The sequence below is a fragment of the Gilliamella sp. CG25 genome (genome assembly GCF_046635705.1).
In the GTDB taxonomy this organism is placed as follows: Bacteria; Pseudomonadota; Gammaproteobacteria; order Enterobacterales; family Orbaceae; genus Gilliamella; species Gilliamella apicola_I.
This window is the reverse complement of record NZ_JBIDFJ010000004.1, coordinates 64,263-80,480: the sequence shown is the minus strand read 5'-3', so window position 1 is coordinate 80,480 and position 16,218 is coordinate 64,263. Positions and strand designations below refer to the sequence as shown.

Below are 16,218 nucleotides of genomic sequence, written 5' to 3'. Positions count from 1 at the left end.
TTTATGCAGCAAAAAAACAGTAAATTCACCAAACTACTAGCCCTATTGATAGTTAGCAGTAGTTTAACAGGTTGTTATAATAAAGAAGAATTTAAAAACATTATTCAAAACGGGTATGACAATGGGAGAGCCAAAACAAAAGTAAAAGGTGATTTTTGCTATTACTTAGGGGTACTAAAATTCCCCTATACCGATGAGCCAAAATTAGACGAAGACAGTCGGTGGAAGACTTGGAATAAAGAAGATCTTGCTGTAAGTTTACCCCTTTTTGCTGAAATTGGCTTATTAAGTCGACAACCTGTGGAAGGGCAATCGGAACTGTATCATTATGACTTAACCGACTTAGGTCGAGAGTATTTATATCAATATGTTGAAAAAGGTGTTTCAGGGCCACTTCACCATACTCAGTTTTGTTATGGACCAATAGTGGTTGAACGAGTGACAGATGTCACCAAAAATGAGTACACCCGAGCACAAGGTTATAGCTACAACAAAGTCAACCTTGATGTCTATTATGAATATCATGTTATCGATGTGCCAAATTGGGTAATAAATAATCAAGATAAGCTTAATGCGGTGTATATTCAAACTAAAGCAAGATTACCCAGAAAAACTTATAAAGATATTGTAACGTTTAATGTTGGTAAAGAGGGAAAATTATATCAAGATACTTTAGGTTACAAACGTATTAAACCAGTAGGCGGAGCACAGTCTGATAAAGAATGATTTATGAAACCAAAAAACAGTAAATTGACCCAACTATTATTGCTATTGATTGCTTGCAATAGTTTAGTTGGTTGTTATAACAAAGAAGAATTTAAACACATTATTCAAGTCGGTTATGACAAAGCACGCGCCAATACGAAAGTAAAAGGCGATTTTTGCTATTACTTAGGGGTACTAAAATTCCCCTATACCGATGAGCCAAAATTAGACGAAGACAGTCGGTGGACAACTTGGAATAAAGAAGATCTTGCTGTAAGTTTACCCCTATTTGCCGAAATTGGTTTATTAAGTCGACAACCCGTGGAAGGGCAATCGGAACTGTATCATTATGACTTAACTGACTTAGGTCGAGAATATTGGCATCAATATATTGATAATAGAGGCCCAAGACCACTCTACCATAATGAATTTTGTTATGGACCGATAGTGGTTGAACGAGTGACAGATGTCACCAAAAATGAGTACACTCGAGCACAAGGTTATAGTTATAACAAAGTCAATCTTGAAGTAGATTATGAATATCATGTTATCGATGTGCCAGATTGGGTAATAGACAATCAAGATAAACTCAACGAGATTTATACACAAACTAAAGCGCAACTACCCGGTAAAACTTACGAGGAAGTTATAACATTTAATGTTGGTAAAGAGGGTAAGTTATACGAAAATAGTCTTACTTACAAACAAATTAAACCGTAAGAATTTAGGTGATGGAAAAGATGAGTAAACTCATTCAACTATTAGCGCTATTGATCGCGGGTAGTAGTCTAGTTGGTTGTTATAACAAAGAAGAATTTAAACACATTATTCAAAACGGGTATGACAAAGTACGTGCCAATACGAAAGTAAAAGGCGATTTTTGCTATTACTTAGGGGTACTAAAATTCCCCTATACAGATCAGCCAAAATTAGACGAAGACAGTCGGTGGACAACTTGGAATAAAGAAGATCTTGCTGTAAGTTTACCCCTATTTGCCGAAATTGGTTTATTAAGTCGACAACCTGTTGAGGGGCAGTCGGGACTGTATCATTATGATTTGACCGACTTGGGTCGAGAATATTGGAATCAATACGTTAAGAAAGGTGTATCAGGATCACTTTATCATAATCAATTTTGTTATGGACCGATCGTGGTCGAACGAGTGACAGATGTCACCAAAAATGAGTATACCCGAGCACAAGGTTATAGCTATAACAAAGTCAATCTTGAAGTAGATTATGAATATCATGTTATCGATGTGCCAGATTGGGTAATAGACAATCAAGATAAACTTAATGAGATTTATACACAAACTAAAGCACAGCTACCCGGTAAAACCTATGAGGATGTTATAACATTTAATGTTGGTAAAGAGGGTAAGTTATACGAAAATAGTCTTACTTACAAACAAATTAAACCGTAAGAATGTAGGTGATTAAAAAGATGAGTAAACTCATTCAACTATTAGCGCTATTGATCGTTGGCAGTAGTTTAGTCGGGTGTTATAACAAAGAAGAATTTAAACGCATTATTCAAGACGGTTATGACGAAGCACGCGCCAAAACAAAAGTAAAAGGCGATTTTTGTTATTACATAGGAGATCTTAGATTCCCTTATACCGATGAGCTGGCGAAGGAAGACGATACCAGAGGTATGATTTGGAATAAGGAAGATCTTGCTAAAAGTTTACCTTTATTTGCCGAAATTGGCTTATTAAGTCGACAACCTGTGGAAGGGCAATCAGGAATATATCAATATGATTTGACCGACTTGGGTCGAGAATATTTACATGAATACATTGATAATAGATTTAAAAGAACACGCTACTATAAACAATTTTGCTATGGACCGATCGTGGTTGAACGAGTGACAGATGTCACCAAAAATGAGTACACCCGAGCACAAGGTTATAGCTACAACAAAGTCAATCTTGAAGTCTATTATGAATATCATGTTAACGAAATTCCCGATTGGGTAATAAACAATCAAGAAAAACTTAATGCGGTATATACTCAGATAAAAGCAAGACTACCTGAAAAAACCTATAAAGATATAGTTAAATTCTCTGTAGGAAAAGGTGATGCATTATACCAAAATAGTTTAGGTTATAAACAGTTTAAACCGTAGAAAAGAGACCATAAATAACAAATAAAAAATTTATGAAACAAAAAAACAGTAAAATCATCAAACTATTAGCGCTATTGATCGCTGGCAGTAGTTTAGTTGGTTGTTATAACAAAGAAGAATTTAAACACATCATTCAGGATGGTTATGACAAAGCACGAGCCAAAACAAAAGTAAAAGGCGATTTTTGCTATTACTTAGGCGTATTAAGATTCCCTTATACCGATGAGCCAGTTCTAGAAACGGATATAAGATGGGATATTTGGAATAAACGTAAATTATCAAGGTCATTACCCCTATTTGCCGAAATTGGTTTATTAAGTCGACAATCTGTGGAAGGGCAAGCGGGACTGTATCATTATGACTTAACCGACTTGGGGCGGGAATATTGGCATCAATACATTGATAATAGAGATGATGAACCTCTCTACCATAATGAATTTTGTTATGGACCGATCGTGGTTGAAAGAGTGACAGATGTCACCAAAAATGAGTATACCCGAGCACAAGGTTATAGCTATAACAAAGTCAATCTTGAAGTAGATTTTGATTATCATGTTATCGAAGTGCCAGATTGGGTAATAAACAATAAAGAAAAACTGAATTCGATATATCCACAATCAGATGTAATGTTACCAAATGAAAGTTATTCGCATACCATAAAATTTTATGTGGGTAAGGATGATAAATTGTATCAAGATAATCTTTCCTATTTTCAATTTAAACCATAAATTCTAAACCATAAATTCAAAGGTTTTAAAAAAGATGAGTAAACTCACCCAACTACTAGCCCTATTGATCGCGGGTAGTAGTCTAGTTGGTTGTTATAACAAAGAAGAATTTAAACGCATTATTCAAGACCGTTTTGACAAGGTACGTGCCAATACAAAAGTAAAAGGCGATTTTTGCTATTACTTAGGTGTACTAAAATTCCCTTATACCGATGAGCAAATACTAATGCTATAAAAGGCATTCAAACAGAAATCTAAGACAAATATGAACCCAATAATTGTATAAAAACTAATGGAATATTAATTAAAGATAATAACTTTAATTTGAATGTTAATTAGCTATAATTAGTTGCAGTATAAACAAATAAAAAAGTTAACAAAGGTAAATAAAAAAGGAATTAAAAATGACTAATTTACGAGGCGTTATTCGTTTAGGTGATGATACTAATCATGGCGGTAAAGTTATTACCGCGTCAACCACAATGAAAGTAATGGGTAAACCTGTTGCTCGAGTCGGTGATTTAGTTAGTTGCCCCATTCATAAGCATGGTGTCAATTCAATTATAGAAGGTGAACCAACAATGACAGATCAGGGTAAAAAAATTGCTTTAGATGGGCATAAAAGTGCTTGTGGTTGTTCGTTAATTTCATCTATCTCTAAAGTAGGAAAAAGCTAATGCCCGTTAATCTAAATGCTATCCCTGACTCACTGCCTAAACAGAAAAAAGGTAACTTTTGGCTTTGGCTTGGTTTTCTTATCTTGTCTGTCGCTTTAGGTGTATTGGGTACTTTAATTTACAGTGTTTTTTATAACCTTTCTAATTTTTGGTTTATTTGTTTTTCGATTATTTTTCCAGTCTCAATATGGATGTTTTGTTTTTTTTATAATCTTTATATTCGTTTTTGTAATGATATATATATTGAAAATTGGAATATTGATTGTGAAATCGAACGCCAAGAGCTAATTGAATTTGCAAGACGAGGTTTATACGTGTTAAGTCATTCTCTTGAAACACATCATGGCAAACAGGGTAGTGGTGTCGGCGTGGCTAACAATAAAGTGTTATTAAGTTCGATGCCTGTTGTTAGTGGTAGAAAGTCTATTGCATATAGTTCATTAGCTATACCTGAAAGTTTGTTAGGTAACTATATTGAACAACGATTAAAAGCAAAATTTGATGAGTGGAAACTTGAATACCAAACAATATTTAATCGTCTTTCTCCAAAATTAAATATTCATGTACGATTGTTCATTGATTCAGAACCAAGTATTGATAATCTTGAAGATATTTGGACACAAACCTTAGGAAAATTAATTAAACCTACTAGTTTTGAAATAAAAAACCCTAAAAATAGTACTTTATTCACTGAGTCATGGTTGGATCATCGTGATCATGATTCTGATTTATTAATTGTCATTGCTGGTCATCTTTTTCAAATACCTTCTGAAAATGAAGGCGAATTTTTATCGTTCATGTTGTTTGCTGGTGAAGAAGCGATTAATGATCCTTGTCTTTCTGATTTTAGAGAATCAGCTATTAAAGTCTATCGTAGTGAACAAACTCAAACATTAGAAGAAACAATCGACAAGGCATTACTTTGGGGTGATGGTAAAGATAAAGATTATGACGGAATTTGGACAAGTTTTATCAGTGAAGATCAAAACAAAGCGGTATTAAATCATTTAAATATTATTGATTTTAAACCAAATAATTTTTTTAGTGTCGATAATTCAATTGGTAAATCAGGTAATTGTGCTTTATGGTTGGCAACGGGATTGGCTATTGAACAAGCGTTAGATAGTAAAAATAAGCAGTTTATCTTAATTGGTCAACCTGAATTAACTGCTTCTGTTGTTGCTTATCCTCAGCTCAGTTAAAAGTAATGAGTGATGAATGACTTAAAATGTTCTTCATTTAGGCAATGGTATACAGCTTCGAGACGTTTTAACAATTAAAATGAACATAATTGACATTAGTTATTGTTGATTCGCGTTTAAATTATTTAACCATAACATTATGGAATCTAGTTTAAACTTTTTCGAAGCTTTTTAAGCATTCAAGAAATATCCGTAGTTGAAAATTACCGTTTAAAAATGGCGTTACGGTTAAGTAATATAAACATTTAATTTGTCTAACTAGTTGTAATAATTAAAAGTTTGTATATACAGTGACCGCACCGCAAACTTTAACAAATCAATAACATTCGCATATCTATAAAGTCTATGTTTTAAAGCAGAAACGAACTGGTAGCGAAGTGTTAAAACATCTTAGAACCCATACCCCGTTTTTTTCTTGTGCGAAAACGCCTTTTTTAGAACTGCAAAAACTTATATTTAGTCAAGATCATTTATTATTAATGACTAAAAATAGCAAACAAATTAATTCATATCGATATCAGTCTAAACCAGACGATCAAGATTATTTTGATGAAAATATGGAGTTAAAAAAGAGTTTAACGGAAGCATAAAAAGAGCCATGAAAAACCCATGCATAAAAAAAATTGGAATGCCTAGGCTACCATGTTCATACCTAACTGATACGAAAAAACTGTTTAGAATAAAAAATCATGACAATGTTAACGTCGAAATTCTAAATTTACCAACGATGTTACGCGGTAAAACAATCGACCTAATGGAAAAATTATAATTGATAGGGCTACTTTGAATGCCGTTCGGTAAATTGATTTAAGTTAGATTATTTGTGCTCAGGGTTATCGAGCGCAATAATATGTAGGACTATTTTGCTTTAATTGCATTCTAATACTACTTACTATTACATATATTTGTCAAAAAATAAAAAAAAACATGAACATTTAAATAATTACTAATTGTGGCACGAACGAGCATGAGTTATTTAAACTGATTTACTCACGTCAACTATTAGTAAAATCGAGAAAGGAATCGACTATTGGAGCATGAAAACACTATTTTTAAATATTTGGATGGATGTAAATAGACGACGATTTTGTCAAATCCTATAACAAACATTGGTTATTGTAATAATTTTATAGCTATGTAATCTAATTGTTTTTTAGTAAATTATTGTCAATTAATAATATCCAGTGTATATTTAGTGGTCGTATTATTTGTAAATAATGATTGAGAATATTTAATTAGTGAAAGTGTTTGTAATAAATTTGAGTAGTGCAGTAAATAGACGGGATAGAATTTCTAATTTATGTAAAAAATTGAAAATGGATTTTGAAATTATTACAGCGATTGACGGGCGTGAATTAGATGAAAATTTTATTAATGACAATGTTTATGATTATAAAAATTGTTTTTTAACGAAAGGTGAAATTGGATGTGCCCTCAGTCATATAGGTGTGTATAAAGAAATTATAAATCGGAGGTTACCTTATGCACTAATTATTGAGGATGACGCAATCTTCGATAGTAGAACAGTAGATTTTATGAGTGCATTCGAAAAAAAACCAAAAAACGGAATTTTTTTGCTAACTGGTGACGTCGAATACGCAAAAAATAAAAAAATGAGACTTGGCGATTTTAATGTTTTCCCAATAGCTAAGGCTATTCGCGCTACAGGCTATATAATTACATTAAAAACAGCAAAAAAGATGGTTGAGTTTCTAATGCCTATCAGATACGAGGCAGATATGTTTGAAATTTTCAGAACGTGCGGAAATATAAAAACATACTTTACCCTACCACATCTCATTGAAACCAACGATCGCGATAAGAACGATTCCTCACTTGAAGCGGAGCGCAAATTGGTTGTTGCTAATCGAGAAAATTACCGAAAAAAATTATATAGCCTAGAGAAACGACCTAAAGTCAATTTTATTGTTTCGATACTGCAAATGTTTTCAAAAAAACCTAAATATAGGAATTATTTTGATTACTGATTGCTAAACAAACGGTATGAGTTTGCAATATCAACATTATTAACATTAATACGTACTAATAGTAATTGGTATTTTTTACAATTGTGTTCCCCATACATATGGGTATAGATATTTAATAACACAGATTAAATATCTATCCCTTGTCTTTTGAAAATACTTCCCATCAACATTTATCAACAAAATATTTCATCACCCGATTATCGTTAGATAGCTCGGGATGAAATGAGCAGACTAAAATATTATCTTGTTCTGCCATTACACAGTGATCATCAATAAATGCCAGTTGTTTTACTGGGTTACCTGCATGGATGATATAAGGAGCACGGATAAAGATGGCTGGAATGTGCTTGCCAATTGACGCTATATCTAAAAAGGTTTCAAAACTTGCTACTTGCCGACCAAACCCGTTGCGTTCAACGGTAATATCCATTAATTCAAGAAGTTCAACTTCATGATGAGTGGTTGTCATACCACAAAGAACTAAGCCGGCACAGGTGCCTAAAATACCTTTGCCTTGACGGGCAAATTCTTTAATGGGGTCAAATAGTCCATTTTGTTTAATTAGTCGGCTAATTGCGGTAGATTCCCCGCCTGGAATAATTAAACCATCTAACCCCGCTAAATGGTCAGGTTTTTTTACTGTTACCGCAATCACATTTTCGATACTCAGCAACATGGTTATATGTTCACTAACTGCGCCTTGTAAGTTAAGCACGCCAATTTTTTTTAACCGTAAGGGTTTGAGTGATTGCATCGTTACCATCCTCGTTCTTGCATTCTTTCGGATTCAGACAATTTACTGATCTCAATGCCTTTCATTGCCTCACCTAATCCTTTAGATAGTTCTGCTAAGCGTGGATAATCGTCATAATACGTCGTTGCCTGCACAATCGCTTTTGCAAATTTTTCAGGATGTTGCGATTTAAAAATACCCGAGCCAACAAAAACGCCGTCTGCGCCAAGTTGCATCATTAAAGCTGCATCGGCTGGGGTTGCAATGCCTCCAGCCGCAAAGTTAACAACAGGCAATTTACCCAACTGTTTGATTTGTATGACGAGTTCATAAGGCGCACCGATTTCTTTTGCCAATGTCATTAGTTCATCTTTAGATTTACTGTTTACCAATCGAATTTGTTCGTTCACTCTGCGCATATGGCGTACTGCTTCAACGATATTACCTGTCCCCGGTTCACCTTTAGTTCTTAGCATGGATGCCCCTTCACCTATACGACGTAGTGCTTCGCCTAAATCACGACAACCACAAACAAAAGGTACGGTAAATTCATCTTTGAGTAAATGGTACTGTTCATCGGCAGGTGTTAATACTTCGCTTTCATCAATATAATCAACACCCATTGATTCTAAAATACGGGCTTCAACAATATGACCAATACGCGCTTTTGCCATGACAGGAATTGTAACCGCATTCATCACAGCTTCAACAATAGTTGGATCTGCCATTCGGGCAACACCACCAGCAGCACGAATATCTGAAGGAACCCGTTCTAGTGCCATAACTGCGACAGCGCCAGCTTGTTCAGCGATTTTGGCTTGTTCTGCATTCACCACATCCATTATCACGCCACCTTTTTGCATTTGTGCCATACCCCGTTTTACGGTCTGTGTTCCGGTAATTTTATTCATCACATCTCCTAATTGAAATCAATTAATACTGGATGACGTATTATTTAAAATTAACGATAGGTAAGATACAGCCAATTGGACTATAATTAGGTCATCCAATTTTTTATGCGTTGTCTGGCAAGGTTTAAAATGTTGAGTAATCGATAACATGTGGAATCATCAGAAATTAAATGCCTATCAAGGCGCACTTTTTAATAAAGTAAGTCAACTAATTGAATATTATATTGAGCAAGGCATATTGATTGCTGGCGAACGATTACCATCAGAACGTGAACTTGCTAACATTTTAAACATCAATCGAACAACGGTGGTTCGTGCTTTGGATAATCTCTCTGAACGAGGACTTTTAATCCGCAGGCAAGGAAGTGGAACATTTGTTAATGATAAAAAATGGGGTGTTCAGGCGTATACTTCAATAAATTGGCGGTTACCAGCACGTTTTTACCAAAATAAACAATCTCGTTATCAACAAAAAGTCGAACTCATACGACGTCAGCAATCTAACATCATCGATCTTGCTAATGGGGACTTACCCACAATTTGGATGCCCAAATTGTTATTACCCAATATCAGCTCAGATGAGCTTATCATGCATGAAAAAAATAGTGACCAATTACAGTTAGGTTTGCCAGCACTAAAAACGCAAATAGCCAATTACATGCAACAACGTTTTGCTATGTCGGTAGAGACATCTCAAATACTCATTACATCAGGCACACAGCAATCACTATTTTTAATTACCCAGGGATTACTTAAATCAGGCGATGCAATTGCTATCGAATCGCCTTCTTATTTTTACTCTTTGCCACTTTTCCAAGCAGCAGGGTTACGCTTATATGGGATTGAGTGCGATAATGAAGGTATTACCTTAGACAGTTTAAGTAAAGTCGTTAGTCAGCAACCCATAAAATGGCTGTTTCTCAATCCTATCTTTCAAAATCCATTAGGCTTTGTGATGAGTGATAAACGCAAAAAAGCAATATTAGCATTTTGTCGTTCGCAATGTATTGGTATCGTTGAAGATGATCCTTATAGTTGTTTAGCATTTAATTCTCAATTATCCATTTCACCCATTAAAAAGTTTGACCACCATAATCAAGTTATCTATTTAGGATCGCTTTCTAAATATATTGGTCGAAATATACGGGTGGGTTGGATGATAGCACCTCGTAATATTATTGAAAATCTAGCGAATATTCGTCAACATATCGATTCTGGGTTGAGTATTTTGCCGCAATTATTGGCAGAAGAATATCTAAAAAATCATTATTTCATTCATCAACACTTTTTGAGTGAACAGCTCAATTTTAAAGCGAATCAATTAATGGTATGGCTCAATAATTATTTTGATGACACAATAAATTATCAAAAACCTTTAGGTGGTTTTCATTTATATGCCCAATTACCTGTTAAATCATCACAACAAGAAATCGCTATTTTAAATCAATTGCTTGCTCAAAATATTATCGTATCACAAGGAAGTGATTATGGTGATAAATTAGGGTGGATACGTTTAAGCTATGGACATTTCAATCAGAATTTGGTTTGATCTTAAAAAATTACTATTATTTTTATGTTATGCAATATTCAACAAAACGCTCAATATCAACAAAAAAACTTTTATTTATTGCCGGTACAGGCTGGCTGTTTGATGCGATGGATGTCGGATTACTGTCGTTTATACTCGCCGCTTTAAAACAAGATTGGGGATTAAGTCCTGAAAAACTTAGCTTAATTGGCAGTGTCAATTCTATTGGTATGGCGATAGGCGCTTTTCTGTTTGGGATCTATGCGGATAAAAAAGGACGTAAATCGGCATTTTTATTTACTTTATTAATGTTTAGTATTGCCAGCGGATTAAGTGCATTTGCTTGGGGACTGGCAAGTTTAGTTATTTTACGTTTTTTTATTGGTATGGGATTAGGCGGTGAATTACCGGTTGCTTCTACTTTAGTAAGCGAAAGTGTCGAGCCTGAACATCGGGGTCGAATTGTCGTATTACTTGAAAGTTTTTGGGCTGTCGGTTGGATTTTAGCTGCTCTAATCGCTTATTTTCTTATTCCTATTCCGGCAATAGGTTGGCGAGGAGCGATGATTATTTGCGCTATCCCTGCGTTTTATGCGCTTTACTTACGTTTTAACTTACCCGATTCATCGGCTTTTAATAGTTTGAATGCAAACTCTAAAAATGATTCGGTAATTAAAAAAGTTAATTCATTACTCACTTCAGAGTTTCGCCGTTCGACCATCATGTTATGGATAGTATGGTTTTGTGTGGTTTTTTCATATTATGGCATGTTTTTATGGTTACCTAGTGTCATGATGATAAAAGGATTTTCCATGATAAAAAGCTTTCAATATATTTTAATTATGACATTTGCTCAGTTACCGGGGTATTTTTCGGTTGCTTGGTTGATTGAGCGAGTAGGGCGTAAATGGGTGCTAATCACCTATTTATTAGGTACATTAATTAGTGCCTATTTATTTGGTGAGGCTAAATCTGTTAATCATTTACTCGTGTATGGTGCATTTTTATCATTTTTCAATTTAGGTGCTTGGGGTGCTATGTACGCTTATACTCCAGAGCAGTATCCTACCAATATTCGTGCAACAGGTTCAGGTATTGCCGCTTCGGTTGGACGAATAGGGGGAATATTAGGCCCTCTCATGGTTGGTTTTCTAATGGCTAAAGATATTCGTTTAAGTGTGATTTTTGGGTTATTTAGCTTATCTATTTTAATGGCAATAATGGCTATTGTCCTATTAGGTAAAGAAACAAAGCAAACACCATTAACCTAACTGTTTCCTAAAATGTGAGTTGTATAAATTCAGTGTTGACCTATACTAGTAAAGTCATCCGGTCGTTTCGTGTGATAAATAAATGATAAACATGAAGCGATAACACTGAATTTAACTTTAACGTTGATACCGTTGCTCAAATCTTTTCGTTCTTTATTAATTAATCTTTAGTCATGAATGAGTTTTATACCATTTAAACGTTTTCATTCAAAATGATGAGTATTGCAGTTATCAACATTATCGATTTAACTAATCATTAGGAGGTCATTTTGTATCTTTCAGCAAAAGCTTTCCATTATCTGGGTATTATTGCAACCATTGCTTCACTGGGTATGTACATTTCTTACATTCCACAAATCATTGATAATTTACAAGGTATGAAATCAAATCCTACTCAGCCATTAGCGGCAGCAATCAACTGTTCCTTATGGGTCAGTTATGGTCTTTTACGTGAAAAAAAGGATTGGCCTATTGCGATAGCGAATTCACCAGGAGTGATTTTTGGCCTCATCGCTTTTTTTACCGCCTTATAATTGTCAATGAAAGCGGAAGTATTTGCTTCTGCTCATTTATCTGAAGTCTTTTTTCGTCTATTTAATCCGTCTTAATTTAGCCTAATTTTAACAATTTAATACTTGATTTTTTCTTTAAAATAATATCATTTTTGAGGTCGTTTATTATTTAATCTGAATGATAAATTACTAATAATTAATAAGATAAAGAGTTATCAACAGGTTTGTTAAATACTTATCAAATAGTACAGTGCATAATTTTGATGTTACTCACAGCATCAATAATTATGTTTAAAAGTTTCCGTCTGTTCGATTATTCGTGTACCTATTTGAAAAGGGTATTTGAGTTTATTTGTCTTAAAATCTGCTAAGATAAATGTATGGCAAAGTTAATCGTTATCATTTAATAAGTAATTATAACAATATGATTTATTTTAATTTCATAGAATATTATTAAGGAAAGAGATGAAAAAAGTAGTTTCTGTTTTGATGATATGTATGCCAACATTTGCGCTGGCATCAAATTGTGACGCCATTTGTGCCGATATTGCTGAAAAAATTGAAAATAATGGTGTAAAAACGTCTGACTATATATTAAAAATTTCACCCACCGATATTGCCGATCAAGTTGAAGGTAAAATTGTCGGATTCTGTGAAGCCGGACAGAAAAAAATTATTTATCTTCGGTTAAATCATGTCTCAGCGGAATTTTTAGATTTATCATCAGAACATCATTCAAGGGTCATTGAATGTACAAAAAGAAGGTGATTTAAAGCAAAGTACAGAAAACAAAATTGAATGAACAGCGTGAATAATTGAAGAGGGATAAAGTTATGTTATTCGGTGATCTAAGCAGGTCATTTTTCTAATCAGAAGTGAGTAATATCTCTTCTACCATGAAAATAGAAGAGATAATCATTACATTATAATAAATTAGTGTAATTTTGATGAGTTACATCGTTCCAAACACTTGATTGTACTTGTCCAATATGTTTTTGTTGTAAAAGTAGCATCGCTAAACGAGATTGACCAATTCCACCCCCTATAGTTTGAAGTAGATCACCATCCACTAAAGCTTTATGCCACGCATATTGTAAACGATCTTCATCATTGGTTGCTTTTAATTGGCGCTTCAACGCTTCTGGATTAACTCGAATTCCCATAGACGAAATTTCAAACGCACTATTTAAAATTGGATTCCAAACTAAAATATCGCCATTTAAACCTTTTGAACCCATTTCATTATCGCTACTCCAATCATCATAGTCGGGTGCACGTACATCGTGTTTTTCATTGTTAGACAAATCACCCCCTATACCGATCAGGAACACAGCGCCAAGCTCTTTTGTGATGGCATTTTCACGTTCTTTAGGTGATAAATTAGGATAACGTTTTAATAATTGCTCACTATCGATAAATGTGATCGATTCGGGTAAAAATCGTGATAGATGATATTTATCGGATACTGCACTTTCAGTCGCTTTGATGGCGGCATAGATCTTTTCGACAGTTTGCTTTAAATACCCTAAATTACGATCTTCTGGTCGCATTACTTTTTCCCAATCCCATTGGTCAACATAAACAGAGTGAATAGGGGAGAGTTGATCTTCGTCGGGGCGTAATGCTTTCATATTCGTATACACACCTTCGCCGACTGGAAAATGATGCATACTTAATATTTTTCGTTTCCATTTTGCCAGTGAGTGAACAACTTCAAATTGTGATTGAGGAATAGCTTTAACTTTAACTTGAACGGCTTTTTCGGTTCCCGATAAATTGTCTTGTATCCCATCACCTACTTGACTTAATATGGGGGCTTGCACTTCAATAAGCGATAAGTTTTTTGCTAATTGTTCAGCAAAAAATTGTTTTACAAAACTGATACGTTGTTGTTGTTCTTTAAATGATATCGTCATGTTTACTCTTCAATTATTAGTTAATCCAGATAGCTAAATTAAACTAGAAAATAAAAATATGCAAGTTAGAACATATCGGCACTTTTTCAAAAATACTAAGCAAAATAGTTAACGAGTTTACTTTGGACTTTTCATCAATGATAGGAGCCGATATTAAATGTAAAAACTAAAAATTAAAACCCCTAATAAGACAATATATTAGGCAATATTTTAATAACACCAGTAAAAGATAAATGGGTTAATTATTGATTAATATAGGTGGTAATAATATTCGCTAAATTTGGTTTTTGCCATTTTGCGGTCATCACAAAATTAGGCACTTTAAAAGGATATCGTTTATTTTCAGTAGTCGTAAATTCAAATTTGCTGTTAATCCAACCTTTTTTGAAGGTCATATTTGAAATTGATGTCATCGGTATTTGGAGAACATTATAGGTAAAATCTCCTGTTACAGTTAAACCTATTAAAATAATTTCATTGGAATCAAAATAAATAAGGAAATGTTTAATATCTAAAACAGCTAATTCCTGATAAAGTGCAAATTTCCAAAATTTTGGGTTGATACAACCATAAATTACTGATGAGCTGTTAAAATTGGGTAATTCAAATTTTTCAAATAATGCGTTAATGTTTTCTAACTTTAAGCCTTCGTTCATGTTAATATTCCTTATGTATCGAGAATTTATTTTTAGTTTTTATTAAAGAAAATTATTTTTTAGTTTATATACTGTTTAATGTTAGTTATAAGGATTTTCGTATTTTACTCTAATGAAATGTTTCATGATATTACAAAGTAGTGAAATAATTGTTTTATCTTCCGTTTTTCGTCATAGGTAATATTCTTTTTTTCAAAAAAATTTTGCAACAATTTTATAGCAGAAGTTTTAGATTCTGAATCTGTTTTAAAATCAGCTTCCATTTCTGCACAATATAAACCGTTTTTTTAAATTTATTATTTCACTTCTTTACCCATAGCCTGTAAATCAGCATGATACGATGAACGGACAAAGGGGCCACATGCGGCATGAGTAAATCCCATATTTAAGGCAATTTGTTTTAATTCATCAAATTCTGATGGTGATACATAACGCTCAACAGGAAGATGATATTTACTTGGTTGTAAATATTGCCCTAAGGTTAACATTGTCACACCATGACTACGTAAATCTTTTAAGACTTGGATAAGTTCTTCATTTGTTTCACCCAAACCAACCATTAAGCCCGATTTTGTTGGAATATCCGGATGTTTTTCTTTAAAGGCTTCTAATAACTTTAAAGAGCCTTCATAGCTAGCACCGGGGCGTATTTTCTTGTATAAACGAGGAATGTTTTCAAGATTATGATTGAAAACATCGGGCGGGTTTTGACTTAAAACTTCGACAGCTTCATTTATGCAGCCTCGAAAGTCTGGTGTTAAGGTTTCGACTTTAATAGTCGGGCTTAATGCGCGAATCTCTTTTGTACATGCTGCAAAATGACTTGCACCACCATCTTTTAAGTCGTCTCGGTCAACCGAGGTAATAACCACATAGCGTAATCTCATCTCTTGAATCGTTTTAGCAAGTTTAATGGGTTCTTCATGGTCTGGTGGTAATGGTCTACCGTGCGCAACATCACAAAATGGGCAACGGCGTGTACATATATCACCTAAAATCATAAAAGTAGCCGTTCCGTGATTAAAACATTCCGCTAAATTTGGACAAGACGCTTCTTCACAAACCGAATGTAAACCATGTTTACGCATAGTATTTTTTATATGGGCAATATTATCACTGTTAGCGGATAATTTAATTCTCATCCATTCAGGTTTTTTTAAGGGGGCAGAATCTTCCACCGTAATAGTTGGAATTAAACGTGTTTTATCTGCATCACGGTATTTTGAGCTTCGGATTATTGGTTCATCATTTTGCATAATTTTA

The 16,218-nt window shown here is 33.9% G+C and carries 19 protein-coding genes; 14 read left to right on the top strand and 5 right to left on the bottom strand.

Annotated features, from left to right (window positions below; translation table 11 throughout):
* Positions 1–3 precede the first annotated feature (3 nt).
* The 10 genes from ACGH6P_RS04575 (at position 4) to ACGH6P_RS04530 (ending at position 7,428) form a co-directional block, all read left to right on the top strand.
* Complete coding sequence (locus ACGH6P_RS04575) at positions 4–726, top strand: hypothetical protein (RefSeq protein ID WP_411596831.1); 723 nt, start codon at positions 4–6, stop codon at positions 724–726.
* Positions 727–729: 3 nt separating this feature from the next.
* The gene (locus ACGH6P_RS04570) at positions 730–1,425 is read left to right on the top strand and encodes a hypothetical protein (RefSeq protein ID WP_411596830.1); all 696 of its coding nucleotides are present in this window, start codon (positions 730–732) and stop codon (positions 1,423–1,425) included.
* Positions 1,426–1,445: 20 nt separating this feature from the next.
* Complete coding sequence (locus ACGH6P_RS04565; protein ID WP_411596829.1) at positions 1,446–2,129, top strand: hypothetical protein; 684 nt, start codon at positions 1,446–1,448, stop codon at positions 2,127–2,129.
* Between the two features lie 20 nt (positions 2,130–2,149).
* Positions 2,150–2,833: a hypothetical protein gene (locus ACGH6P_RS04560; RefSeq protein WP_411596828.1), complete on the top strand. Its 684-nt coding sequence runs from the start codon at positions 2,150–2,152 to the stop codon at positions 2,831–2,833.
* A gap of 32 nt (positions 2,834–2,865) precedes the next feature.
* Positions 2,866–3,561 (top strand): hypothetical protein, encoded by a 696-nt coding sequence (locus tag ACGH6P_RS04555; protein WP_411596827.1) that lies wholly within the window; start codon positions 2,866–2,868, stop codon positions 3,559–3,561.
* Positions 3,562–3,595: 34 nt separating this feature from the next.
* Positions 3,596–3,796, top strand: a complete 201-nt coding sequence (locus ACGH6P_RS04550; RefSeq protein WP_411596826.1) for a hypothetical protein — start codon at positions 3,596–3,598, stop codon at positions 3,794–3,796.
* A 169-nt stretch (positions 3,797–3,965) separates the two neighbouring features.
* On the top strand, positions 3,966–4,238 hold the full coding sequence (locus ACGH6P_RS04545; protein ID WP_267352526.1) for a PAAR domain-containing protein: 273 nt from the start codon (positions 3,966–3,968) through the stop codon (positions 4,236–4,238).
* Positions 4,238–5,440 carry a hypothetical protein gene (locus tag ACGH6P_RS04540; protein WP_267360256.1) on the top strand — a complete coding sequence of 401 codons (1,203 nt, stop codon included), beginning with the start codon at positions 4,238–4,240 and terminating at the stop codon, positions 5,438–5,440. The genes ACGH6P_RS04545 and ACGH6P_RS04540 overlap by 1 nt, the downstream gene beginning before the upstream one ends.
* Positions 5,441–5,817: 377 nt before the next feature.
* Positions 5,818–6,030 carry a hypothetical protein gene (locus tag ACGH6P_RS04535; protein WP_267352528.1) on the top strand — a complete coding sequence of 71 codons (213 nt, stop codon included), beginning with the start codon at positions 5,818–5,820 and terminating at the stop codon, positions 6,028–6,030.
* Between the two features lie 648 nt (positions 6,031–6,678).
* Positions 6,679–7,428 carry a glycosyltransferase family 25 protein gene (locus tag ACGH6P_RS04530; protein WP_411596825.1) on the top strand — a complete coding sequence of 250 codons (750 nt, stop codon included), beginning with the start codon at positions 6,679–6,681 and terminating at the stop codon, positions 7,426–7,428.
* 163 nt (positions 7,429–7,591) lie between these two features.
* On the opposite strand, the gene pdxT is transcribed toward ACGH6P_RS04530, so the two are convergent.
* The gene (pdxT, locus tag ACGH6P_RS04525) at positions 7,592–8,182 is read right to left on the bottom strand and encodes a pyridoxal 5'-phosphate synthase glutaminase subunit PdxT (protein ID WP_267352530.1); all 591 of its coding nucleotides are present in this window, start codon (positions 8,180–8,182) and stop codon (positions 7,592–7,594) included.
* Between the two features lie 2 nt (positions 8,183–8,184).
* Positions 8,185–9,072: a pyridoxal 5'-phosphate synthase lyase subunit PdxS gene (gene pdxS / locus ACGH6P_RS04520; protein ID WP_065559362.1), complete on the bottom strand. Its 888-nt coding sequence runs from the start codon at positions 9,070–9,072 to the stop codon at positions 8,185–8,187.
* A gap of 148 nt (positions 9,073–9,220) precedes the next feature.
* Here pdxS and ACGH6P_RS04515 point away from each other — a divergent pair, with 148 nt between their 5' ends.
* From ACGH6P_RS04515 to ACGH6P_RS04500, 4 genes are all read left to right on the top strand, one after another.
* Positions 9,221–10,621 (top strand): PLP-dependent aminotransferase family protein, encoded by a 1,401-nt coding sequence (locus tag ACGH6P_RS04515; RefSeq protein ID WP_411596824.1) that lies wholly within the window; start codon positions 9,221–9,223, stop codon positions 10,619–10,621.
* Between the two features lie 29 nt (positions 10,622–10,650).
* Positions 10,651–11,871, top strand: a complete 1,221-nt coding sequence (locus ACGH6P_RS04510) for an MFS transporter (RefSeq protein WP_411596884.1) — start codon at positions 10,651–10,653, stop codon at positions 11,869–11,871.
* A 269-nt stretch (positions 11,872–12,140) separates the two neighbouring features.
* Positions 12,141–12,404 (top strand): SemiSWEET family transporter, encoded by a 264-nt coding sequence (locus tag ACGH6P_RS04505; protein ID WP_081299178.1) that lies wholly within the window; start codon positions 12,141–12,143, stop codon positions 12,402–12,404.
* Positions 12,405–12,848: 444 nt separating this feature from the next.
* Entirely contained in the window at positions 12,849–13,151 is a 303-nt protein-coding gene (locus ACGH6P_RS04500; RefSeq protein WP_411596823.1) for a DUF1161 domain-containing protein, read from the top strand.
* 155 nt (positions 13,152–13,306) lie between these two features.
* Here the strand turns inward: ACGH6P_RS04500 and asnA are convergent, their stop codons facing one another.
* The 3 genes from asnA to lipA all read right to left on the bottom strand — a co-directional run bounded on the left by asnA (position 13,307) and on the right by lipA (position 16,211).
* Entirely contained in the window at positions 13,307–14,299 is a 993-nt protein-coding gene (gene asnA, locus ACGH6P_RS04495; RefSeq protein ID WP_267352534.1) for an aspartate--ammonia ligase, read from the bottom strand.
* Between the two features lie 242 nt (positions 14,300–14,541).
* Complete coding sequence (locus ACGH6P_RS04490; protein WP_411596822.1) at positions 14,542–14,955, bottom strand: hypothetical protein; 414 nt, start codon at positions 14,953–14,955, stop codon at positions 14,542–14,544.
* A 296-nt stretch (positions 14,956–15,251) separates the two neighbouring features.
* Positions 15,252–16,211, bottom strand: a complete 960-nt coding sequence (gene lipA, locus ACGH6P_RS04485; RefSeq protein ID WP_267352536.1) for a lipoyl synthase — start codon at positions 16,209–16,211, stop codon at positions 15,252–15,254.
* Positions 16,212–16,218 lie beyond the last annotated feature (7 nt).